The sequence below is a fragment of the Novosphingobium lindaniclasticum LE124 genome (assembly GCF_000445125.1).
Classification (GTDB): Bacteria; Pseudomonadota; Alphaproteobacteria; order Sphingomonadales; family Sphingomonadaceae; genus Novosphingobium; species Novosphingobium lindaniclasticum.
In genome coordinates this window covers 1-23077 of record NZ_ATHL01000071.1, presented here as the reverse complement: position 1 = coordinate 23077, position 23077 = coordinate 1, and the positions used below count along the sequence as shown (strand labels likewise).

The following is a 23077-nucleotide window of genomic DNA, read 5'->3' as shown; positions in this document are numbered from 1 at the left end:
CACTCCGTTTCGAAATTTCAATTCAAACGCCCTCGCCCGCACAACGCACAACGCAAGCCTCTTGCTGCCCGTCTGCGCTAGTCTCTCCATCAGGGATTAGAAATGCATAGAGCACATGAGGGGTAGTTCGATGATCCAGTCACGCATGGAGAGGGTCGGCCTGGCGGCCCTTCTGGTTTCCACCGCCGCCGCCGCACTGCTGACGACACCTGCCTTCGCGCAGGACCTTGCGCCGGAAGCCGACGAGACGACCCCCACCACGGATATCGTCGTCACCGGATCGCGCATCCGCCGCGACGCATCGGACGAGACTGCCCCGCTCAATGTCGTCGACAGCCAGACGATCGCCGATCGCGGCTATATCAGCGCTTCGGAAGCGCTGAACCAGCTCACCTCGAACAGCCCCATGCTCAACCAGGCCGACGGCAGCGGCGAGGGCAGCGGTTCGGGGCAGCAGTTCCCCAACCTCTTCGGCCTGGGCGCCGGGCGCACGCTGACCCTGCTCAACGGCCGCCGCATGGTGACCAGTTCCTCGGGCCTCGGCGACGCCCAGGTCGACGCCAACATCATCCCGCTCGGCCTGTTGGACCGGGTCGAAGTGGTGCAGGGCGGCGGCGCGGCGGTCTATGGATCGGACGCCATCGCCGGCGTGGTCAACTACGTGCTGAAGGAAAGCTTCGAAGGCCTCGAACTCGATGGCCAGAACGGCATCTCCTCGCGCGGGGACTATCACACCTACAGCCTGCGCGGCACCGCGGGCAAGAACTTCGCGGGCGGCCGGGGCAATGTCGCCATCGACCTGAACTACGCCCGGTCGCCGTCGCTGATGTTCGCCGCGCGCCCGCTTTCCGCGCTCGGCCGCCTGACGGTGAGCAACCCGGCAAACACCGCCGATCCCAATGACGGTATCCCGGCACTCAAGGAACTGCTCGACGCGCACTTCTGGGAATTCAACACCAACGGCGTCCTGTTCAACACGCCCGCACCCTTCACCCGCTTCCTGACCCAGTCGAACGGCACCCCGCTCCAGTTCGATCCCAGCGGCAACGTCGTGCCCTATGATCCCGGCACCGATGTCGGCATTCCCTTCTCCAGCGGCGGACAGGGCTTCTCCTACCGCGATCTTGCGGGACTGCGCACCGGGGTGCAGCGCTTCACCGGCAACCTGATCGCGCACTACGACCTGACCGACGCGATCACCCTGCGCACCGAACTGCTCTACGCCCACACCGAGGGCACCGAGATCCCGCAGGGCCAGAGCCGCACTATCCTGAACTACGGCACCTACGCGGGGCCGGTGATCTTCACGATCGACAATCCCTTCCTGAGCGACCAGGCCAAGGCCACGCTATCGGCGGCCCGTCCGGCCTTCGCGGCCGGTGCGCCACTGTTCCTGTCCAAGTACTTCAACGACCTGACGCCGGACAACCTCCAGCGCTACAAGACCGATACCTATCGCGCCCTGCTCGGTGTGGATGGCGAGTTCTCGGCCGGCAGCCGCAACTTCTACTGGTCGGTCTCCGGTAGCTATGCCCGGGTCGACGGTTCGCAGCGCCGCTGGGAAGTCGACAACGCCAAGTACGCCAACGCCATCGACGCGGTGCTCTCGGGCGGCCAGATCGTCTGCAGCATCAATGCCGACGCCGACACCACCAATAACGATGCCGCCTGCGCGCCGATCAACCCGTTTGGCAACGGCAATGTTTCCAGCGCCGCGCAGAAGTACGTGAGCGTCCGTGCCGGTCTCGACTACCGGAACGAGCAGACAGACTTTCTCGCCACGCTTGGCGGCGACGTGGTCCACCTGCCCGCCGGCGCCGTGAAGTTCAGCGTCGCCTATGAGCATCGCGATGAGCAGGTCTCCTACAGCCCGCTCGCGGCCAACCGGCAGGGCCTGTTCGGCGGCGGCACTCTGGAAGTCGCGCAGTCCGCCGGATACAATACCGACGAGTTTTCGGGCGAACTGCTGATCCCGCTGATCGACAGTGCGATGAACGTGCCGATCGTGCGCATGCTGGAAGCCAGCGCGGCGGGCCGCCTCGTCGACAACTCGATCGCCGGCAAGGAACAGGTCTGGGATCTCGGCCTTCGCTGGCAGCCGGTGGACGGCATTACCCTGCGCGTCAGCCGCAGCCGCAACTTCCGCGCGCCGACACTGGCGATGCTCGCCGCGCCGACTGCGACGACGCTCGATTCGATCGGCTTCGATCCTTGCGATGCCGATCGCATCAGCAGCGGCTCCAACCCGTCCGTACGCTACGCCAACTGCCTGGCCGCCTTCACGGCAAATCCGGGCTACGGCGTGGAAGCGGACGGCACCAATGCCGGTCTCAGCCCTGCCGAACGCCTCGCCCGCTTCCAGGATCCGGCCGAGAACTTCCCCCGCTCCACCATCACCACCGGCGGCAACGCCAACTTGCGCAACGAGATCTCGGATACCTTCACGTACGGTATCGTGCTCCAGCCCAAGTTCATCCCCGGCCTAACGATAAGCGCCGACCGCATTGAGATCGACCTTAAGGACGGCCTCTCGGCCTTCACCACCGAGGACTTCACGGCCGCCTGCTACGACAATACCAACCCCGATCCGGCGGTCTGCAATGCGTTCTCGCGCATCGCCTCGTCCGACGGCGTAAGTCCCGGCGGCACGATCCTGACCGGCACGACCACCACCTTCAACGCCGGCGTCGTCAGGTATCGCGGCGAAGTCTACGCCCTCGACTACACGTTCGAACCCGGTCGGATCGGCGCGTTCCATGTCGGCGTGAACGCCACGCACAACACCCTGCTGACCACCTCGGTCACCGGCGAGAACTTCATCCGTACCGACAACACGTACGAGAAGCCCACGTGGGAAGGCCGCTTCAACCTCGACTGGACCAAGGGACCAGTGCGGGTGAGCTATCAGGCCTACTACCTCGACAAGACCCGGGCGGCCTACGACGCCACGATCGAAACCAACCCCAACCCTCTGCTCGACAGCAACCTGACGCATTCCATCTCGGCGCAAGTCGAGGCGGGCCGGATCACGTTGCGCGCCGGCATCGACAACTTCACCGACAAAGCCCCTTCCTACCCGCAGATCGCCTATGGCGACATCCTCGGCCGCCGGTTCTGGATCGGCGCCAAGCTGAAGATGTGACGGGTATGGCGGCGCCGGGGAACATTCCCTTCCCGGCGCCGCCGCCAACCCCGAACACTCGGCACAATCCGGCAGATACGAGACAATGGCTTCCCGCCCAGACGACCACATTGCGAAGTCCTATGCCCAATGGGTTAGGCGCTCTATCCTCCGGAACAACAATTCCCGCAGCCTTCTCGTCAGCCTGTTCGAAAGTTCGGTTCCCGAGCCGCAAGACCTGCTCCGTGACGTGCTTCTGGAGGGCTTCGCCGACGGGGTGACATCCCGCTACGCCAGCACTTTCGTGAAGGGCAACCCGTACCTCGTCGCCGCACTGGCCCGCGATTACGACGTGCGCGAGGAGCAGGTGCTTACCACCACCGGCGCCACCGGCGCGCTTTCGCTGATCTACCGCGCTCTCCTCTCGCCGGGCGACCGGGTGCTGGTGGAGAACCCCAGCTTCGAGCTGTTCGGCAGCCTGGCGCAGGCTAGGGGCGTCGGCGTGGACACCTTCGAGCGCCCGGCACCGCGCTTCACGATCGATCCAGCCGAGGTGGAGTCGAGCCTCCGCCCGGAGACGCGGATGATCGTGATCTCCAATCTCCACAACCCATCCGGCATGGCGGTGGACGATGCCACGATCGTCGCCCTGGGCGAGATCGCCGACAGGCACGACCTGATCGTGGTGGTCGATGAGGTCTATGCGCCCTACGCCGGGGACCGCCTTCGCCCGGCAGCGTCACTGGGCGCGTCCCGACGCGTCCTCTCGGTCAGCAGCCTGACCAAGATCTTCGGCCTGAGCACCCTGCGCTGCGGCTGGATCGTTGGTGACGAAAGCATCGTGACCCCGGTCCGCGAACTTGCGCAGGAAGTGGATTTCGCGATCTCCAACCTCGCCCATGCCGTATCCGCGCTGATCGTCGAGAATCCGGCACGTTTTCTGGACAACACCTTCTCCGTGCTCACCAAGGCGCGGCCGATCATAGAATCCTACCACGCCTACTGGCTTGCCGAAGGGCTGGTCGAAGGCGACCTGCCGGACAGCGGTTGCATCGCCTTTCCCCGCCTGGTCGGGATCGGGGATAGCGAGCGTTTCTCCGGCTGGCTTTCCGATCGCTGCGGCGTACTGGTGGCGCCGGGGGAATATTTCGGCGCACCCGGACATGTCCGCCTCGGCTTTGCGATGGAGCCATCGCGCCTCGATTATGGCCTTCAGGCCCTGACCGACGGCCTCCTTACCTATCGGGAAAACCAAAGGAAGCTGGAAACCTCATGAATCTCACGCCGCTGCAGCCCTTCGGTCGCAAACAGAAGTCCTCGCTGTGCCTAAGGGTGCTGACGGGGATCGCGCTTGTCGCGGCGTCAACCGGGCCCCTTCAGACACGTGCGGGCGAACCGCCGGCAGGACGGGTGCTCATCGATGTGCGGGTTTCGAAACCCGATCCCGCGCATCCTGTCCGCGCCGAGCTGGGACTTGTCCCTGTCTCGGCCGGCGCGGACAGTTCCCCGGCCAGTGCCGGCTATCTTTCCTATACCCGCAAGAACGCCGCGCCCGACCGGCCGGTGATCTTCGCCTTCAACGGCGGGCCCGGCGCCTCGGCCGCCTATCTGCACATGGGCCTGCTCGGCCCCGAGCTTGCCCATGTGCCGCAGAATCCTGCCGACACGGGCGGGACCAGCAGCTCCATTTCCGGCCCCCGCCGAATCTACGATCTTGCCGACGTGGTCTTCATCGATCCTCCGGGCACCGGCTTTTCCCAGCGTCCGTCAGGCCCCACCGCCGCGCCCTACAGCACTGTCGATGGCGATGCGAACGCAGCCGCCGATCTCGTCCGCCAGTGGCTCTCCGCCCACAAGCGACTTGCCGCGCCCGTCTACATCCTGGGCGAGAGCTACGGCACGATCCGCGCCGTCGCCATGCTCGATGCGCTGCAGAAGCAAGGCCTGGCCGCGAACGTGCGCGGCGTCGTCCTGCTTGGGCAGGCGCTCAACATGATCGAGACTTCGCAGCGGCCGGACAATGTGGTGACTTACGCCGTCTCGCTGCCGACGCTGGCGGCCATCGCCTGCTATCACGGCATGGTGAAGGCGCCCTGCACCGCCGAAAGCGTGACCGAGGAAGCCGCACGCTTCGCGCGCGAGGACTACCTTCCAGCCCTCTTTCAAGGCCGCGACCTGCCCCGGCCGGAACGCGCGCGTCTCGCCGCGCGCCTGGCGGAGCTGACCGGCATCCCCGCCGCATTCTACCTCGCCAACGACCTTCGCATTTCCAAGGAGCGGTTCCGCGTCGAGCTGCTGCGCGAAAAGGGCAAGGTCATGGGCCGCTACGACGCCCGCTACTTGGCCGACCGCCCCGCAAACGTCACCACCATGATGCCCGGCGATCCTTCGTCCTCGATCTCCGACGCTTACGGCAAGGCGATGACCGATTACCTCGCGAACACGCTCAAAGTGCCCGGCGCCGACGCCTACAAGGTGATCGCGCGCTTCGAAGGCGGCTGGAGCTACGGCAGTGAAGACTCGCCCTTCGCCGACTGGCCCTTCATGGCGACCGTAGAGCGTCACGCGGCAGCAAATGCCTGCCTGCGCCTGTTCGTCGGCACCGGCATCTACGATACGACGACCACCATCGGCGCGGCCGACTACCTGTTCGCGCAGTCCAGCCTCCCGCGTGACCGCTATCGTAACGAGCGCTATGTGGGCGGCCATGTCTTCTACTCCGACGATGGCAGCCGCGCGCGGTTCCAGTCGGATCTCGTCGGTTTCATCGGGGCGGACAACTGCCGAGGGGCAAGCCAGTGAGCGATGCGGAACAGGCCCTGCGCAAGGGCATCGGCCTTTGGGGCGTCGTCTCGCTCGGCCTCGGCACGGCGGTGGGCGTCTCGATCTTCTCGGCGGTATCGCCCGCCACCGCGCTCGCGGGACCGGGAATGCTGCTCTCGGTCGTGATCGCGGCGCTGCCGATGTATCTCATTGCCGTGAGCTACGCCTATCTCGGCTCGGCCGATCCCGTATCGGGTGCCAGCTTCGTCTGGCCCTCGCGCTATCTGCACCCGACGCTGGGCTTCTTCATCGCCTGGATGCGCATCATCGCCAACATGGGTGCGATGGTGGTGCTGGCGCTGGTACTGGTTCGCTACGTCTCGATGCTGGTGCCGCTGCCGATCAAGCCGACGATGTTCGCGGTGCTGGTGCTGGCGCTGCTGGCCAATCTCGTCGGCGTGAGCGTGGCTGCCCGCGCGCAGACGGTAATGGTCGCCGCGCTGATCCTGCTGTTCGGCCTCTTCGTGATCTGGGGCGGCGCCACCGTATCCGAACCGGCGCGTCTCGAACCCTTCCTACCCAAGGGGCTTCACGGCGCCTTTGCCGCGGCGCCGCTGCTGATGGGCCTGTTCTTCGGCATCGAGGCGGCAACCGAGGCCGGGGGTGAAGTGGCGAACAGCCGGCGCAACATCCCGGTCGGCATAGCGGTCGCCATCGGCTCGGCCACCGTTCTGTACGTCGCCGTGGCCTTCGTGGCGCTCACCGTGCTCGGTCCGGATACGCTGGCAGGCAGCGAAGCGCCCATCCTCGACACCGCCAAGCGCTTTATGGGACCGCTGGCCGTCCCGGTCATCGTGCTCGCCGCCATCGCCGCCATCGGCACCAGCCTGAACGCGATCTTCACGATGTTCAGCCGCAGCCTCTTCGCCATGGCCGAAGCAGGCGTGCTGCCCCGGTTCATCGCGCGCGTCCACCCGCGCTCGCATGTCCCGCACATGGCGCTGTTCGCGGTGTTCGGCATCGGCTGCGTGGGTCTGCTGATGCCGATGGAACTGACTTTCCTGTTCCTGGCGGTGAACATCCCCAACCTCGTGAAGTACGGCAGCATCTGCCTGTCCGCCGCGCGGGTAGCCCATGGCCATCCGCAGCTGCACGAAGGTGCGGGCTTCCGCCCGGCACGCGCGACGATGATTACGCTGGGCCTTGCCGGAGCGATCTGCGCGGTCGGCCTGATCGCACTGGGGCTGGAGGCTGACTGGCGCCCTTATGTCCTGCTGCTGGTCTGGGGCGGCCTGGGCGCGGTCTGGTACTTCATCCGCCGTCGCCCGTAAGGAAACGGGGGCAGAGCCAGGCGCCCCTGCCCCCGTTCATTCAGAAGGCAAAGTCCTCGTGCGCTTCGGCGCCGGACCCGCCCGTCAGGGCCACCGGCTTCGGTGCGGTTTTCGGCACGACAACCTCCGGCGCCTTCGCGAAGGGCTTGACGCCCACTTCGTTCCAGATCTCAGAGGGGAAGTAGACCGTTCCCCCCTTCACCACCATCGCCATGCGGTGAAGTGCGGCCATGTCCTCCAGCGGATTGCCGTCGAGCAGCACGAAATCGGCATACTTGCCCTTCTCCACCGAACCGTAAGACTGGTCGCGGTGCATGTAGCGCTCCGGCCCGAGCGTGCCGATCTTCAGCACGTCCGCATTGGGCAGCCCGGCCTCCGCATAGATCTGCAACTCGCGGTGGACCGAGAGCCCGGTGGCGTCGTCGGTTCCGGGCAGCAGCGTGATGCCGCGCCTGTGCATGTCCAGCAGCAGCGCCTTGATCGTGGCGAAAGCCCCGTCATAGCCCGCCGCATCCTCGGGCGTCTTGATCGGCGCGATCCCCTGGCGGCGGTTGCGCTGCACGCCGACCGGCAGATGGTCGAAATACCCCGCCACCGCCGGGCTGACTTTGCCGTCGCGGCTCATCATCAGCAGTTCCAGCGTCACCGCCGTGGGATCGAGCGCGATGTGCCTGGCCTGCATCGTATCGAGCGTGGCGGCGACGCGCGGCGCGGTGAGGTCGAGCCCGGCCGTGCGGCGCATCGCGGTGAGGCGCAGCGGAGTGCGGGTATCTTCCTGGGGATCGAGCACCCAGCCCAGCATCAGCTGGTTGATATGCGTCACTTCGTCGTAACCCGCCGCAATCATGGCATCGGCATTGGTGAAGGCCGGAACATGCCCGGTCACGCCCATGCCCAGCCGCTTGGCCTCCCGGACCACGCCCGGCACCCACGCGGGATTGAAGCTGTTGTAGATCTTCACCTGCCAATAGCCCCGCGCACCATACCAGCGCACCGCGTCGAGCGCGTCCGCCTCGCTGTCGGCGATGAAGCCGTTGCGCGAACTGTAGGGACTGCGCCCTTCGAGGAACCCGTTGCGCACGATGCGCGGCCCGGCCACTTCGCCCGCGTCGATACGGCGGGTCAGGTCGATCAGGAAGGCATTCTCGTTGCCCATGTCCCGAACACTGGTCACGCCCGAGGCGATATAGAGCAGCGCGGACTGGAGCGAGACATGCGCGTGCATGTCATGCAGGCCGGGAATGACCACCCGGCCCGCGCCGTCCACGGTCACCTCGCCGGGAGAAGCAGCGCTGTCCAGCGGCTCGACCGAAGCGATCCTGTCCCCGAAGACGACGAGAGACACCGGATCGCCCAACTTGCCGCTCGCGGGATCGAATACCCGCACGTTGCGGATGCGGATCGGCGCGTCGTAATTGTGCGCGACCTTCTTCTGGATCGCGGCGAAACGCTCCGCCGATCGGGTTGCGGCGATCCTGGCCAGTTCACCCGCGTGGGAGGCCAGATCCTCGCGGACCGTGGCATTGGTCGGCGAATAGGCCGCGACCAGCGCACCCTTGTCGTCGAGCAGGATCGCGCTCGGCGTCAGGCCGATACCCTTGACGAGGAAAGCGCGGTAGGCCGTGCCGCCCAGCGTTACCGGGGCTTCCTCTTCCAGCGAGAGCGTGCCGCCCGGCGCCGCCGCCAGCACATGGTCCGCATCAGCCAGCAAAGCGCGCGCATAGATGCCGAGCGAGAACGGGCTGGCTTCCTGCGCCACATAGAGCGTCGGCGCCTTGGCCTGCATCGCGCCCTTGCCGGTCGTATCGACCCAGGATAGCCGCTTGCCCTTGGCGGTGAACCGTTCGTCCACTTTGTTGCCGAAAGTCGAGGTGCCTTGCAGGGTCCAACTCGTCGGCAGGCCCTGCCTACCGAGCACGATCGTCTCGCGCATGGTCGGGCCCCGGCCGTTGCTCTTCACGTCATGGTCGATCGAAACGGTATCGCCCTGAATGTCGGCATAGACGTGGCCAACGTTCTCGCCATTGTCGATCACCGCGAAGCGTTGGCTTTCGGCGTGAAGCGTGGCGGCGGACAGGGCCAGCGCCGAACAGGCGATCCAGCGCAGGGCTGCGGTTTTCTTCATCGTCATCCGTTCCGGTTCTGGTGCGTTTCGTAGATATGAGCGGCCGAGGCGAGATCCTGCACCGCGTGGCCAAGCGACTTGTAGGCAGTGATTTCCTCGGCATTCCGGCGGCCCGGGATGCGGCCCAGCAGAACCTCCCCGATCTCCGCCACGATATGATGGTCGCCAACGACGCCCGCTGCCTTGGCGACGAGGAATTCGGCTGCCGCATCGAGAGCCGAAGCCTTGCTGTCGGCAACGAAGCGGGAGGCGAGCACCAGCGCATTGTCCACTTCCACCGGCCCCGGGCCGCTGGAGCCGACCACATTGACGTGGGTTCCCGGCTGCACCCACGCGCCGAAAAGGATGGGCTGGCGCGCGCCGGTGAGCGTGCAGATCACGTCCGCCTCACCCGCTGCGGCCTGCGCATCCAGCGCGGCTTCCACCGGGAGACGATCCCGCCACGCCTCGACCACCTCGCGCGCCTTGGCGGGCTCGCGACCCCAGATCAGGATACGCTCGAAGGGGCGAACCAGCGGCAGGGCTTCAAGGTGCGAATGCACCTGCCCACCGGTTCCCATCAGCAGCAGGACACGTGCGTCCTCGCGCGCCAGCGCGTCGGTGGCGACGGCCGTGGCGGCAGCGGTGCGGATATGAGTGATCTCCTCGGCATCGGCCACGCAGACGGGGCGCCCTTCCACCGGCTCGAACAGGGTGACGATGCCGCGATGGCGGCGTACGCCGGGATTGTCGGGCTCCGCGAAGACGCTGATCATCTTGGCGCCGAACATGCCGCGGTCGGACAGGGCGCCGGGCATCTGCGCGAAAGTGCGCCCCTCCCCCATGTGGATCATCGTGCGCAGCAACTGCCGCGTCTCGCCCAGCGAAAGCGCCTTCATCGCCTCGCGCACGACCGCGATGCAGGAGGGATAGTCGAGCAGCGCGCGCACGTCCTCCGCGTCGAACACCGCCAGTTCGCTTCGTTTCATCCGCCGACCCGCCCTTGTTGCCGTTTATGGGTATTCTTCGAGCATCAGTGATAGCGCCCTAGGGCAAAATATCTCTGCCTTTGTTGCGCGCGGCAGCTTCGTTGTGGCATGTTCAAACCAACAAACTACAACAGGGAGCATAATCTTGCCCGCCGAATTGGACCGGCTCGACATGAAGATCCTCGATCGCCTCCAGATCGACGCCTCAGAATCCTCCAGCGAAATCGCCGATCGCGTGGGCCTGTCTCAGTCGCCCTGCTGGCGGCGGATGCAGCGGCTGAAGGAGGAGGGCTACGTGCGCCACACTGTGGCCGTGCTCGACCGCGAGAAATTCGGCGAGAGCATGTTCATCTTCGCGCAGCTCAAGATGTCCCGCCTGTCCGACCAGGAACGCGATCGCTTTGTCCACGCCGTTGAAGCGACGCCGGAAATCCTGGAGGCCTACACGCTGTTCGGAGAAATGGACGTGATGCTCAAGGTTCTCGCGCCGAACATCGCGTGGTATCAGAACTTCACCTTCCGCACCCTGCTGCGGTTGCCGGGGGTGGAGGACGTCCGCTCCACCGCGACCCTCTCCGAGTTGAAGTGCACCCATCGGCTGCCCTTGCCCTCGCTGCCCGGCTGATCCCGCCACGAGCATATTTCATGCGCGCATCCCGCGGGGCTCGTAGCTATTTGCACAATTTGCTTCGAGGCAGACTGTTAGCCTTCCGATCATGACATCGCTTCGTACCGCCTTCGTCGCCGCGCTTCTTGCCACGGCTTCGGCAACCGCTGCCCGAGCCGCCGATGCGCCGGACATTTCGGTCACGCTTGCGCCGGTGGCGGACGCGGATGGCGCGCTCACCCGGCTCGACGTGGCGGTCCGCTTCGAGGCGCCGCCGGAAGGCGAGGCTTTGGCTGCCATGGCGGTAACGTCAAACACCGTCGAGACTTCGGCCAGGCGCATGGATGCCCTGGTGTTTTCCGATGCCCAGGGCGTGCTGCCGGTGCAGGCCGAGGACAAGGCAAGGGACGGCGACAACCTGGAGCGGACCTGGAAGCCGCTGCGCGCCGTCGAGGGGGCGGTAACGGCGGCCTACCGTGTCTCGATCGACCCCGCGCAGGCGGAACAGGCCAAGCCTCAGTACGAACTGCGCGCCAGCGATGGCGGTCTCTCCGGCGCGGGCAACGCCTTCCTGGTCCTGCCAGCCGACGAACTGCCGCGCGACCTTTCGGTCCATTGGGATCTTTCGCGGGCTGGCGACAAGGCGCAGGGCGTTTCCAGCATCGGCGCGGGAGATCGCCGCAGCCGCCACCCCCTGCGCGCCGACCAGATCGGCGGCAGCTACTTCATGGCGGGCCAGGTCGGAACTTACACCAGGGGCACCTTCTTCGGTACCTGGCAGGGGCGTTTCGGCTTCGACGCGCCGGAACTGATGGACTGGGCCGCACGGCTCCAGAGCTTCTATGGCACGTTCTTCGACCAGCGCCCGGACAGCTTCGGCGTCTTTGCCCGGATCAATCGCCTGAATCCCGGCAGCGGCATCGGCCTGACCGACAGCTTCGCCTTCACCTTCAGCGAAAAGACGCCCATCGCCGACCTGGAGAGCCTGCTGGCGCATGAGATGGTCCACGCCTGGATCAATTCTCTAAGCGATTCCATGGATGCGCCGGGCGGCCTCGGCCTTTCGTGGTTCGGCGAAGGGCTGGCCGTCCACTACCAGCGTTTGCTGCCCTGGCGCGCCGGGCTGATCTCGCAGCAGGCCTTTCTGGACGATCTTAATTCCACTGCCGCGCGCTATTACACCAATGCCCTGATCGCGACTCCGAACGACCGGATCGCTGAGGGGTTCTGGAAAGACACCCGTATCCGCGTGCTGCCCTACGACCGGGGATCGCTCTACTTCGCTTCCGTGGACTCAGATATCCGCGCGGCGTCGCAGGGCAAACGCTCACTCGACGACCTTGTCCGGCAGATGCTGGCCCAGCGCCGCGCCGGTCATGCAATGGACCTGGCGCTCTGGAAGAAACTGCTCGGCCGGGAACTCGGCGCAAAAGGCCTCGCGGATTTTGACGCCATGCTGGCCGGCGGCACTGTCCTGCCCCCTTCCGACGCCTTCGGCCCTTGCTTCAAGCGCGTGACGAAGCCGCTTAAGCGCTTCGACCTCGGCTTCGATCCGCTAATCCTCGTGACCCCGGATCGCGTGGTGAAAGGCCTCAAGCCCGGCTCCGCTGCCGAAGCAGCGGGACTGCGCGACGGCGACCGAATTCTCAACCGCTTTCCGCTTGACGCCCTGCAAGGCGATCAGGACGCCGCGCTGAGGCTCGACATAGCGCGGGACGAACAGAAACTGAGCTTTACCTACAGGCCGCGCGGTGAAACCGTCGATGCTTATCAATGGGCAAGCTCTGCACACACCTGCGCAGCGGAATGAAAGAGCTTAACCGTTAAGGGCCAAACTTTGCCGCCCGTAGTGCTGATCAGTGCAGTGCTGATGGCCGGTGTGAGTCCACCAAAAATTGCGGTGACAAGACCGTACGAGAGGCTGAAGCCCCCGGCGTCTTGTCCGTTGGTTGAAGTTTGGGCGATACCGGTCTCGACCAGCGTCCAGGCAGATGCGTAGTCTAATCTTGAATTGCGCATATTATGACGCTATATTGCGTCAGAATGGTTGCGTAAGGTGAATGCTATGGGATTGCTCGAATTTGCCGATCATGGGCTTTTCGCCCCAAGCAAGATTGCGATGGCCTTCCGCACCACGAGTGAAGAGGTGGCTCGCTCGGCAGGCCTAGGTCGCGATGCTGTCCAGCGCAAGGACCGCATTCGTTCCGATAAAACGCAGCGCCGGCTTAGGGAAATGATCGAAGTGGTCACGAAGACTACGCCGCGGTTTGGATCCTCGCTCATCGCCTATGCGTGGTATCGCTCGGAGCCGCTGCCTGGTTTCTCGGGTCAGACGGCCATGCAACTTGTTCAGACTGGCCGAGCAAGCGAGGTGCTAGAGTACATCGATGCGGTGGATGCGGGCGTGTACGCCTGATCGTGGCGATACGGTATGAAGGTAAGCTCTACCGGGCGTTGAATCCTATCTTTGCTCATGAACCGTTGTCGGGGCGCGGCGCCGAATTATACGGTGGGCGCTTCAATCCCAAGGGCACGGCAGCGCTCTACCTAGCGACCTCGCTCCGCACGGCCATCCGGGAGGCGAACCAGGTAGGCGATCTGCAGCCGACGACGATCGTGGCGTATGAATGCGTCATCGAAGATGTGCTCGACAGTCGCGATCTTGGGGAACTTAGCAAATTCGGTATGACGCCATCAGATTTGGCCGATCCCGGTTGGCGAGATCAGATGCAAAAGAACGGCAAATCCAGGACACAGATATTTTCCGAGGCTCTCATGGCTGCCGGGTTCAATGGTTTACTAGTGCGCAGCTTCGCCCGTGGCGCCAATGACGATGATCTGAATATGGTGCTATTGAGGTGGAGCGATGGACCACCATCCCAAATCACGCTCATCGACGATCAGGGGCGCTTGACCACGAACTGATGGCTGATGTTGCGCATACTGCAGGGGTGCCCAGCACCTTTCGAGTCTCCTTAAATACGGGACGCACGAGACGATCGTCCAACTGTGCACCCTAAACACAGGATCATCCATGTTCGCGTATCGTCATGTACGCGTTAGGATGTCGTACATAGCATTGCCTACCGGACAAACCGCTACCGAGCATTGCCCGCAAGCTCCTGAGAGTCGAAGAAGGTTGGAAAAGCTGACGCGACCTCGGGTTACATATTGTTTTCGGGGCCCCAGTATTGAACGATTGGTGTGACTGGCAACCCAAGGCTTCGCTCATCTCGCCATTCGACATCACGGCAACCTTAATAGGCTCGGGGGTGTCGAACGGCGTGAAGTGATTCACTGCCTCAGCGCAACACCGGAGACGATGATGGCAGGCCAGCCGGGTTTCTTGGATCTTTCGGACCGATACGAAACGTCGGGCGCGGCGTGCGTCCGTAGCGGTCAACGCCCTTCCGCTCGATCGCGGGCGTGCCCGACGACAAGAACGCCCTGAGCTGATCTCGACTGGCAACGCCTGCCTCGTCATCATACCAGAGCGGATTAGGCGATACCGGTTGACCGTAAGCGATGTTTCGGCGCCACCTTGCTATGCACGGGCGCTGTAGCTGAAGTGCGGGGATGGACGAGACCCGCGTTACGACCGCATTGGACACCGACACTGGAGTGCCTCTGAAGCCTGTGCGGCGGATCGAGGTTCTCGCGGGAATGGCGGGCCGCCGCCGCGTCTGGACACTGGAACAGAAGCTCGCATTGGTCTCTGAGATGGAGCGCTGCGATAATGTCGCGGCCTTTGCCCGTGAGCGGGAGATCAGCACGGCGCTGCTGTACACATGGCGCCGGGAGCTGCGTTACGCCATGGAGGCCGCCAAGCTTCCTCCACGCGACGAGCCCATGTTTGTGCCGGTCGTGGGTGGGCCGTCGCAGCCGAGCTCGCACGATGGCATTGAGGTCGAAGTTGGTGGAGCTGTGATCCGGATCGGACAGGCAGCCCGGACCGACCTGGTCGTGGCCATCATTCAAGCTCTGCAAGAGGCTGCCGCGTGATGCTCGGGATCGGCCCGGGCACCAGGGTGATGGTAGCAACGCGTCCGGTGGATTTCCGTAAAGGCCCGGACGCGCTGGCTGCGCTGGTCGGCGCCGAGTACGGAGGTGACCCGTATTCGGGCGTGATCTATGTGTTCCGGGCCAAGCGCAGTGACCGGATCAAGCTGGTATGGTGGGACGGCACGGGACTGTGCCTGATGGCAAAGAGGCTGGAGTCCGGCGGGTTCAAGTGGCCGGCGATCCAGGATGGTGTGATGCGCCTGACTGCAGCCCAACTGGGTGCCTTGCTTGAGGGTCTGGACTGGCGCCGGGTGCACGGTGGACGCCGCCCGATTGCACCGCAGATTGCCGGTTGACGCGGGGTTCTGCTCCTGATTCACTGCCTCCATGCTCATGGAAGCGGACCTTCCCAGTGACGTCGAAGCGCTCCGCGCGCTCGTCCTTGAACAATCCCGCGAGCTTGATGCGCTCAAGCTTTTCCAGGCCGAGGTCGAGCGCCTGAAGGCGATCATCGAAGCCCTGCAACGGCACCGGTTCGGCCGCCGTTCCGAGCAACTCGATCCCGATCAGTTCGAGCTAGCCCTTGAGGAAGTCGAGACCGCTCTGGCCGAGGCGCAGCATGCCATGGACAAGGCAAATAGGGCGTCCGCGGATCGCCAGCGCAAGGCCAACCGGGGCTCGCTCCCCGCTCACTTGGAGCGGATTGAGCAAGTCGTTGACGTCGAGGATAAGGCGTGCCCGTGCTGTAACTGCGCGCTCCACCAGATCGGTGAGGACGTAGCCGAGCGTCTCGACGTCGTGCCGACCACCTTCCGCGTACTGGTCACGCGCCGCCCGCGCTACGGCTGCCGCTCATGCGAGGGCACGATCGTCCAGGCACCCGCGCCGGGACGCATCGTCGAGGGTGGCATCCCTACCGAAGCGTTGATCGCGCAGGTGCTGGTTGCCAAGTACGCCGATCACCTGCCGCTGTACCGTCAGGCGCAGATTTACGCCCGTCAGGGCATCCAGCTCGACCGCTCGACCTTGGCGGACTGGGTGGGCCGGGCGGCTTGGTATTTGCGTCCGTTGCGCGATCACATCCTAGAGCGATTGCGACGATCTGAGCGGCTGTTTGCTGACGAGACGACCGCACCGGTGCTCGATCCTGGGCGGGGCCGGACCAAAACAGGTCAGCTCTGGGCCTATGCCCGCGACGATCGGCCATGGGGCGGCGATGATCCGCCCATGGTGGCCTATGTCTATGCAGCCGACCGCAAGTGCGAGCGGGCCGAGGCACATCTGGGCGACTTCGCTGGCATCCTGCAGGTCGATGGCTACGGCGGCTATGCCGCGCTCGGCAAACGCCGTCAGCAGATCCAACTCGCCTTCTGCTGGGCACATGTGAGGCGGAAATTCTACGAGCTTGCAGAGAGCTCTCCGGTCGCGACCGAGGTGCTGCGCCGGATCGCCATGCTCTACGCGATCGAGGACCGGGTTCGTGGCACCTCGGCAGAGCACCGTCGCGGTGTGCGCGCCGAAGATGCCCGCGTCATCGTGGATGATCTGCATATCTACCTAGAGGCGCGACTTCGTCAGGTCAGCGCCAAAAGCAAGCTTGCCGAGGCCATACGCTACGCGCTTACCCGCTGGCACGGGCTCTCACTGTTCCTCGATGACGGCCGCGTCGAGATGGATTCCAACACCGTCGAGCGATCGATCCGTCCGCTGGCACTCAATCGCAAGAACGCGCTCTTCGCAGGCTCCGACGAGGGCGGCGACAACTGGGCGGTCATTGCTACGCTGATCGAAAACTGCAAGTTCTCCGGCATCAACCCGCACATCTGGCTGACCGAGGCGCTCACCAAGCTCGCTGAGGGTCATCCAGCAAACGCCGTGAGCGAACTCATGCCCTGGACCGCCGTGGGCTGAGAACATCGCTTACGGTTGACCCTCGCACGCGCCGTCTAATCCTCGCGGCGGTTTGCAGTAAGCAAAGCCCAACTCAGATCAGGACGGTCAGCGCCCGCTGCGGAGCGCCACAAGTGTGGATTTCATGCCAAAAACCAGCACTGCTAGCTGCGCGAAAAATGGTGCTCATAGCCGGGGAACTAGCGATCAAAGGCCGTCCGCTTACGCTTTTTGGCGACGAAGCCAATTTATTTGGAGGGATACCCATCCAGCATTCGTCTGATGAGCAGAAGGGCTGGAATGATTATGAGCGATGCGTCCCTTTCCCCGTGGGAAATGTTGCCGGGGCCGAAATGGAGTACGCCCCTGCAAGCAAGAAACTGGCTTGTGGAGAAACGCCGCTCGCTTGGTTGGTCTCACAAGGATCTTGCCAAGGCCTTTTCGGCCTGCGCTGCTCTAAGTGATCTCTACATCTGCTCCGGCGGCGGAGTCCGATTCGACAGAGCAACGGAAAAACGCATCGCTCGCTTCGAGCAAGACGGCGAGCGTATCCCGGATTGGGTATACTGGATGCCGCTTGCTATTCAGCACGCACAGGTCTCGTTGAAACGCCGCCGGCGCTGGGAACGAGTTCATATCCCTCAGAACAGCACCGTGCGTCGTGAACGGGAGGATGCTGATTATGAAAGTCGCTTGCTTCACCTGGATGATGAAGAGATTGCCTTGATAGCGCGATTTCGCGAAATGGGTGCAGACGAGCGTGATTTCCTACGGTTTGTCGTGGGATCCAGGATGCTGGCATGGTGGATCGACACCGTAAAGCGCGCGGATGCATGCAATACAGACCTGGTCGAGATTATAGAAAATGCGTTGTCTTTTGCGGAACACGGTGTTCGCTGACACTGCTGATAGCCGGCGCGGCAATCGACTTCGCCAGTTTACATTCATCTGAAGCACCGATGCCGTAAAGTTTGAATCCTGGTAAGCACAATGCCGATTGCCATTCATCCGGTCTCGCAAAACCGGGTTGGACAGCGCCTTCTAAATCATTCCGAACTTCAGCGTTCGACAGGGCCGTAGCACAAGACACCCTCCATATCCGCATCGTAGTAAACGATAACCTTCGGCTGCAGATCGCCGACGTGATCGGCCTCCCTGATGGCTGTCTGCAAACAGGTTGCGAGAAGAGAGTTGCCGTTGCCTCAGGATTGAAATGCCCGCCGTATGGCTTTGCGCCTCGGCTCGAAAGCGGTTCACGCGCATAGATCGGGAGCAGCGCCCGATGGCGGCTCCGACCTATATCATGCAAGGGAGGAGCCGAATCTCGGTGTGTTCTTGCTTATGACCTTCGATCCTTTCCCGCAGGCAGCGCTAGGGTCTGTCCGACCGAAGACGCTCCCCGGGCTGAACGGCATCGCGACAGGTCCTGCCGACCGGGCGACCTCTTCGCTGTCCGTCCGAAATGCCGCCGCAATCTTGCTCGGAGCGAAAAGCCCCCGATCGGCATATGCCAACAGGCCCATTGCATCTTCCTCACGCAGCAGTTGGGAGGCATTTCGCGTCTAGTTCGGCTCCATTCAAGAAAGCTCGCCACACCGTTCGATAAGGCCTGGTAGTCCGGCCCCCCCGCTCCGCAACCCAAAGCGTGCGGACCTATGACATTGCAAGACTGCAATGACGTGGGCTAGATTTTTGCAAGCGCAACATCAGAAGTTTTTTGTTTTTGAGGATGCCTTGCTCCGCGCCGAACTGTAGAGCATCGCCGATGACCACTGCTCGCGAGATCTGCTTCGTTTTCATCGGCGGAACCCATCAGATTTACCATCTGGCGCCCGTGGCCGCCGAGATCGCGCGAAGGGAGAGCCGCTTTGCGGTACGATGCTTCTGCGCGGATGAGGAAGCGGAAACGGCGCTGCGTGAAATCGCCAGGCGGATGCAGGCCGAGACGATGGAGATCACGCGCCTCCCCGTCCCGTGGCTGGCTCGAGTGGCGGTTCGCGTCACGGGGCGCCCCTCCGCGGCAAAAGGCCCGATCCTGGCTTCCCTGCGATGGCGCGCGCGCCGCGCATGCGCCATCGTCGTACCGGAACGCACTTCGGCCGCTCTGCGCAAGATGGGCTGGCGGCGACCGCTTATCCATTTCCGCCATGGCGCGGGCGACAGGGCTCCCGCTTCCGAAAAGCGCCTCCGCGCCTTCGACATGATCGTCGTGCCTGGCGAGAAGGACATCAAGCGCGCCGTGGACCAGGGCATCGATCGCGCGCGGCTTCGCGTGGGCGGCTATGTGAAGCTCGATTACCTTCGGATCGCACCACCTGCGAAGGAGCCTTTGTTCGACAACGGCTTACCTATCGTCGTCTACAATCCCCATTTCGACCCTCGCATCTCCTCGCTGGGCATCGCGCGGGACGTAATCGAGCGTTTCCGCCATCAGGACCGCTACAACCTGGTCTTCGCGCCTCACATCCGCTGCATGGAGGGCATGTCACAGGCCGATCGCCAGCGCTTCCTCGCCCAGGCGGTTGAGGGCCGCATCATCGTCGATCTCGGCTCTCCCAGCCTTTTCGACATGCGCTACACGCAGGCTGCCGACATCTATCTTGGCGATGTCTCGAGCCAGCTATACGAATTCCTGTCCCGGCCCAGACCCGCAGTTTTCCTGAACAGCCATGGTGCCGACTGGAAGTCGGACCCCCGCTATGCCGGATGGCACCTGGGCGAAGTTGCCGATGGCCCCGACACCGTCCTGGTCGCCATCGACCGGGCGGTGGCCGAACATGACAGCAAGATCGAAGCGCAGGCCGATGCCTTGAAATTGGCATTCGGCGATTTCGAAGGCGCCATCCAGCGCTCTACCGACATTCTGATAGAGGAACTCACGGCGCGGCAGCAGGCCTGACGCAGTCTTGTGACTTGAAGCCCGCTCGGGCAAGGGTGCCCGCTTCAACCCGAGCTTCCCGGTAAAAGGATTTTTGTGAATGTGCGGCATTGCGGGATGGTATCGGCGCGGCAACCGCAATGTCGATCAGAGCATGGTCAAGGCGCAGTGCAACACGATCGTGCACCGCGGCCCGGATGACGAGGGCATCCTGATCGATGGCGATCTCGGCATGGGAATGCGCCGGCTGAGCATCGTCGATCTGGCCGGCGGCCATCAGCCTATCGAGAGCCCCGACAGGCGGCATGTCATTGTTTTCAATGGCGAGATATACAACCACCTCGACCTCAGGACCGAGCTGGAAGCCAGAGGCCACGCGTTCACGACGCGCAGCGACACCGAAACCATCTTGTCGGCCTACCGCGAGTGGGGGGATGCGGCCTGGGCCCGGCTAGAGGGCATGTTCGCCGTGGCAATCTGGGACCGCCGGGAACGCCGCCTGACGCTGGCCCGCGATCCTATCGGCATCAAGCCCCTCTATCTGACCGAGCAGGACGGCGGCCTCGCCTTCGCTTCCGAGCTCCCTGCGCTGGAAGTCCTGCAGGGCCACCGCTTCGATGTATCGCCCCGCGCCGTGCACGATTTCTTCAGCTTCGGCCATATCAGGACCCCGCGCAGCATCTACGCGCAGGTTCGCTCCCTCCGCCCCGGATACTTCCTGACCCTGGGCCCGGACGGGGAAGCGGTCGAGACCTCCTATTGGCGCCCGCAGTACCGCCAAGGCGAGCAGCGCTCCGAGCAGGAATGGGTCGAGACCTTCCGCGAGCGGTGGCTCAAGACAGTCGAGCAGCACATGCTGAGCGACGTCGAAGTGGGGGCCTTCCTGTCCGGCGGCATCGATTCTGCCGCCGTCGTGGCCGCGATGTCGAAGCTGGGCGGTCCGCCCGTCCGCACCTTCACGATCGGCTTCCCGGTAGAGCGATTCAACGAGGCTCCGGCCGCCGAAAGCGTCGCCAAGCATCTGGGTTGCCGGCATACCACGCGCATAATCGACCTCAAGCTGGCCCGCGACATTCTTCCGGACGTTCAGCGCTGCTACGGAGAGCCCTTCGCCGATCCTTCCGCAGTGCCGACCTGGTACGTGTCCCAGGTCGCGCGGGAGCAGGTCAAGGTCGCGCTTTCCGGCGATGGCGGGGACGAGCTGTTCATGGGCTACAAGCGCCACCGGACGGAGCGGAAGATCGGCCGGATGAATCCTGTCGCGCGCCGTCTCGCCCAGACGGTGGCTGGCTGGCCCTCGACGCCAATCAAGGCGCTTAATCCCGCATTGCACCGCATCCAGAAGGCGCTGGGCAGCGCGGGACTACCCGACGGCGTCAGCCGCTTCTTCGCGCGCACCCAGATCACTTCCCCGGCCATGCGCGCCAGAGTCTACGATCCTGCCTTTCTCCAGACCGTCGAAGGCAGCCACCCCTTCGAGCAGCTTCGGGACGAGTATTTCCCGGACCCGGCCGAGACGATCTCGCGCGATCCGCTCGAGCAGTTCGTGCATGCCGACCTTGCTCTCAACCTCCCTTCGGCCATGCTGACCAAGGTGGACCGGGCAAGCATGGCCCACTCGCTGGAAGTTCGCGTGCCGATGCTCGGCCCCAGCTTCGTCAACTGGGCGCTTTCCGTCCCAACGGAGATGAAGATGCGCGGGACGGTCGGCAAGTATGTGGTCAAGCAGGCCATCGCGCCCTGGCTCCCGGAAGGTTTCATCAACCGGCCCAAGCGCGGCTTTGCGATCCCGCTGCAGGATTGGTTCGCCGGCGACTTCGGCGGTTTCGCGCAGGAACTCTGGCAGACAAGTTCATTCCGCCACGCCGGCTTCCTGTCGCAAAGCGGCGTCGACACCGTCTTCGAGGAACATCGGACAGCCAAACGCGATCACGGGCGCTTCCTCTACGCGCTGACCATCTTCTGCCTCTGGTGGGACGGTCATCAGGCGAGATAATCGCTGCACGCGCCGGCAGCCCGGCCGGCGCAGCGCGGCCTGGAGCGGCTTTCGACCTGACAGCGTCGGCTCGACCGCTCCAGCTTATCGGAAGTCCGATTTCCTTCGTTCAAAAGATTCCGGCTGAGTAAAGACGCTCCTGCCAAGTGGCTTCACACCAAGGTCAGCTTCGTCTCTCTCCTTCCGAACTGCGGCCGAATGATCTCCGCACCGCCGCGTAGCTGATCCAGATAATCCGACCAGTGCTGCATCATCCGCACGCGCTCCTCCCAGTGCTGACCGCGAGTGTACGCCCGGCGCACGGAGTTCGGCTCTGCGTGTGCCAGCTGCCGTTCGATCGCATCGGGGTTCCAGGTGCCCATCTCATTGAGCAGCGTCGCAGCCATGGCTCTAAAGCCATGGGCTGTCATTTGATCCTTCTCGTAACCCATGCGGCGGAGCGCCGCATTGATTGTGTTGTCCGACAAAGGCCGCTTGGTCGATCGGATGGACGGGAACAGATACATGCTGAAGTTCTCGCCGTGATCGATCTCGTCGATGATCGCGAGCGCCTGCCGCGAGAGCGGAATTGTGTGCGGACGGCGCATCTTCATCTTGTGGGGAGGGATGATCCAAACTGCGCGCTCGAGATCGAACTCGTTCCATTCAGCATGTCGTAGCTCACCGGGACGAACAAAGGTGTGAGCGAGAAGCCGAAGCGCGATATTCGTATAATGCGCGCCGTCGTAGTCATGTATCGCCCGCATAAGCGCCCCGACTTGCTTTGGCATCGTGATCGCCGGCCGGTGGACAACTTTGGGCGTCACCAACGCCCCGCGAAGATCGACACATACATCCCGTTCCGCCCTCGCCGTAGCAACGGCAAACCGGAATATCTGGCCGCACAGCGCCCGTACGCTCATCGCCGTGTAGAACTTTCGCGTGCGCTCGATTTTCTTGAGGGAAAGGAGCACCTCGTGCGCGGTGATCTGAGAGATTGGCCGATTTCCGATGTCGGGCATCACCAGGCTGAGTTGCCACTCGCATTTCCTGATTGACTTGGATGAACGCTCTTCCAGCCGCATCTTTTCCAGCCATTCCTCCGCGATGAGCCGGAAGGTGTTCCCGGCCGCGATGGAGGCGGCGACTTTGTCCAGCTTGGCTTGGTGAACAGGATCAATTCCCTGCTTGAGCAATCGGCGCGCTTCAAGCAGCCGCTGCCGGGCCTCTGCCAGGGTGACTTCGGGATAACGGCCAAAGGAGGCAGTGCGCTGCAACTGGTGCAATTTGAAATTCATGCGCCAGTAACGAGCGCCGGACGGCTTTACGAGCAGATAGAGCCCATCGCGATCAGACAGCTTGTATGCGTTTTCGCGTGGCCGGGCCCGATCGACCGCCGTTGCGGAGAGACCGGATT

General features: G+C 63.8%; 17 protein-coding genes. 14 read left to right on the top strand and 3 right to left on the bottom strand.

The genetic code is table 11. The features are described 5' to 3' along the window. Nucleotides 1-130 precede the first annotated feature (130 nt). The 4 genes from L284_RS34230 to L284_RS34215 all read left to right on the top strand — a co-directional run bounded on the left by L284_RS34230 (nucleotide 131) and on the right by L284_RS34215 (nucleotide 7215). Nucleotides 131-3142 carry a TonB-dependent receptor domain-containing protein gene (locus L284_RS34230; protein WP_021233838.1) on the top strand — a complete coding sequence of 1004 codons (3012 nt, stop codon included), beginning with the start codon at nucleotides 131-133 and terminating at the stop codon, nucleotides 3140-3142. 85 nt (nucleotides 3143-3227) lie between these two features. After that, entirely contained in the window at nucleotides 3228-4397 is a 1170-nt protein-coding gene (locus L284_RS34225; RefSeq protein ID WP_021233837.1) for a pyridoxal phosphate-dependent aminotransferase, read from the top strand. Further along, the gene (locus L284_RS34220; RefSeq protein ID WP_021233836.1) at nucleotides 4394-5923 is read left to right on the top strand and encodes a S10 family serine carboxypeptidase-like protein; all 1530 of its coding nucleotides are present in this window, start codon (nucleotides 4394-4396) and stop codon (nucleotides 5921-5923) included. Before L284_RS34225 ends, L284_RS34220 begins: the two co-directional genes overlap by 4 nt. After that, the gene (locus L284_RS34215) at nucleotides 5920-7215 is read left to right on the top strand and encodes an APC family permease (RefSeq protein WP_021233835.1); all 1296 of its coding nucleotides are present in this window, start codon (nucleotides 5920-5922) and stop codon (nucleotides 7213-7215) included. The genes L284_RS34220 and L284_RS34215 overlap by 4 nt, the downstream gene beginning before the upstream one ends. A 40-nt stretch (nucleotides 7216-7255) precedes the next feature. Here L284_RS34215 and L284_RS34210 read toward each other — a convergent pair whose 3' ends face one another. Together L284_RS34210 and L284_RS34205 are read right to left on the bottom strand one after the other, a co-directional pair. Continuing rightward, complete coding sequence (locus L284_RS34210; protein ID WP_081673969.1) at nucleotides 7256-9340, bottom strand: amidohydrolase family protein; 2085 nt, start codon at nucleotides 9338-9340, stop codon at nucleotides 7256-7258. Between the two features lie 2 nt (nucleotides 9341-9342). Beyond that, a complete protein-coding gene (locus tag L284_RS34205) occupies nucleotides 9343-10308 on the bottom strand; it encodes an ornithine cyclodeaminase family protein (RefSeq protein WP_021233833.1) in 966 nt (321 codons plus the stop codon). Between the two features lie 145 nt (nucleotides 10309-10453). Between L284_RS34205 and L284_RS34200 the strand changes: the two genes are divergently transcribed. From L284_RS34200 to asnB, 10 genes are all read left to right on the top strand, one after another. Then, nucleotides 10454-10933 (top strand): Lrp/AsnC family transcriptional regulator, encoded by a 480-nt coding sequence (locus tag L284_RS34200; protein WP_021233832.1) that lies wholly within the window; start codon nucleotides 10454-10456, stop codon nucleotides 10931-10933. Between the two features lie 91 nt (nucleotides 10934-11024). Then, a complete protein-coding gene (locus L284_RS34195; RefSeq protein WP_021233831.1) occupies nucleotides 11025-12725 on the top strand; it encodes a M61 family metallopeptidase in 1701 nt (566 codons plus the stop codon). Between the two features lie 255 nt (nucleotides 12726-12980). Further along, nucleotides 12981-13331 carry an MbcA/ParS/Xre antitoxin family protein gene (locus L284_RS34190; protein ID WP_021233830.1) on the top strand — a complete coding sequence of 117 codons (351 nt, stop codon included), beginning with the start codon at nucleotides 12981-12983 and terminating at the stop codon, nucleotides 13329-13331. Between the two features lie 2 nt (nucleotides 13332-13333). After that, a complete protein-coding gene (locus L284_RS34185; RefSeq protein ID WP_235054349.1) occupies nucleotides 13334-13840 on the top strand; it encodes an RES family NAD+ phosphorylase in 507 nt (168 codons plus the stop codon). 651 nt (nucleotides 13841-14491) lie between these two features. Continuing rightward, nucleotides 14492-14917 (top strand): transposase, encoded by a 426-nt coding sequence (locus L284_RS34180; RefSeq protein ID WP_021233828.1) that lies wholly within the window; start codon nucleotides 14492-14494, stop codon nucleotides 14915-14917. After that, nucleotides 14917-15273 carry an IS66 family insertion sequence element accessory protein TnpB gene (tnpB, locus tag L284_RS34175; RefSeq protein WP_007684650.1) on the top strand — a complete coding sequence of 119 codons (357 nt, stop codon included), beginning with the start codon at nucleotides 14917-14919 and terminating at the stop codon, nucleotides 15271-15273. Before L284_RS34180 ends, tnpB begins: the two co-directional genes overlap by 1 nt. 31 nt (nucleotides 15274-15304) lie before the next feature. Continuing rightward, on the top strand, nucleotides 15305-16828 hold the full coding sequence (tnpC, locus tag L284_RS34170) for an IS66 family transposase (RefSeq protein ID WP_021233827.1): 1524 nt from the start codon (nucleotides 15305-15307) through the stop codon (nucleotides 16826-16828). A 285-nt stretch (nucleotides 16829-17113) separates the two neighbouring features. Further along, nucleotides 17114-17707 (top strand): hypothetical protein, encoded by a 594-nt coding sequence (locus L284_RS34165; protein ID WP_152524650.1) that lies wholly within the window; start codon nucleotides 17114-17116, stop codon nucleotides 17705-17707. Between the two features lie 865 nt (nucleotides 17708-18572). Further along, nucleotides 18573-19706: a hypothetical protein gene (locus tag L284_RS34160; protein ID WP_021233824.1), complete on the top strand. Its 1134-nt coding sequence runs from the start codon at nucleotides 18573-18575 to the stop codon at nucleotides 19704-19706. Nucleotides 19707-19785: 79 nt separating this feature from the next. Then, entirely contained in the window at nucleotides 19786-21681 is a 1896-nt protein-coding gene (asnB, locus tag L284_RS34155) for an asparagine synthase (glutamine-hydrolyzing) (protein WP_021233823.1), read from the top strand. Nucleotides 21682-21833: 152 nt separating this feature from the next. On the opposite strand, the gene L284_RS34150 is transcribed toward asnB, so the two are convergent. After that, nucleotides 21834-23077, bottom strand: a 1244-nt coding sequence (locus L284_RS34150; protein ID WP_021233822.1) for a tyrosine-type recombinase/integrase, incomplete at its 5' end; no start/stop codon positions are given.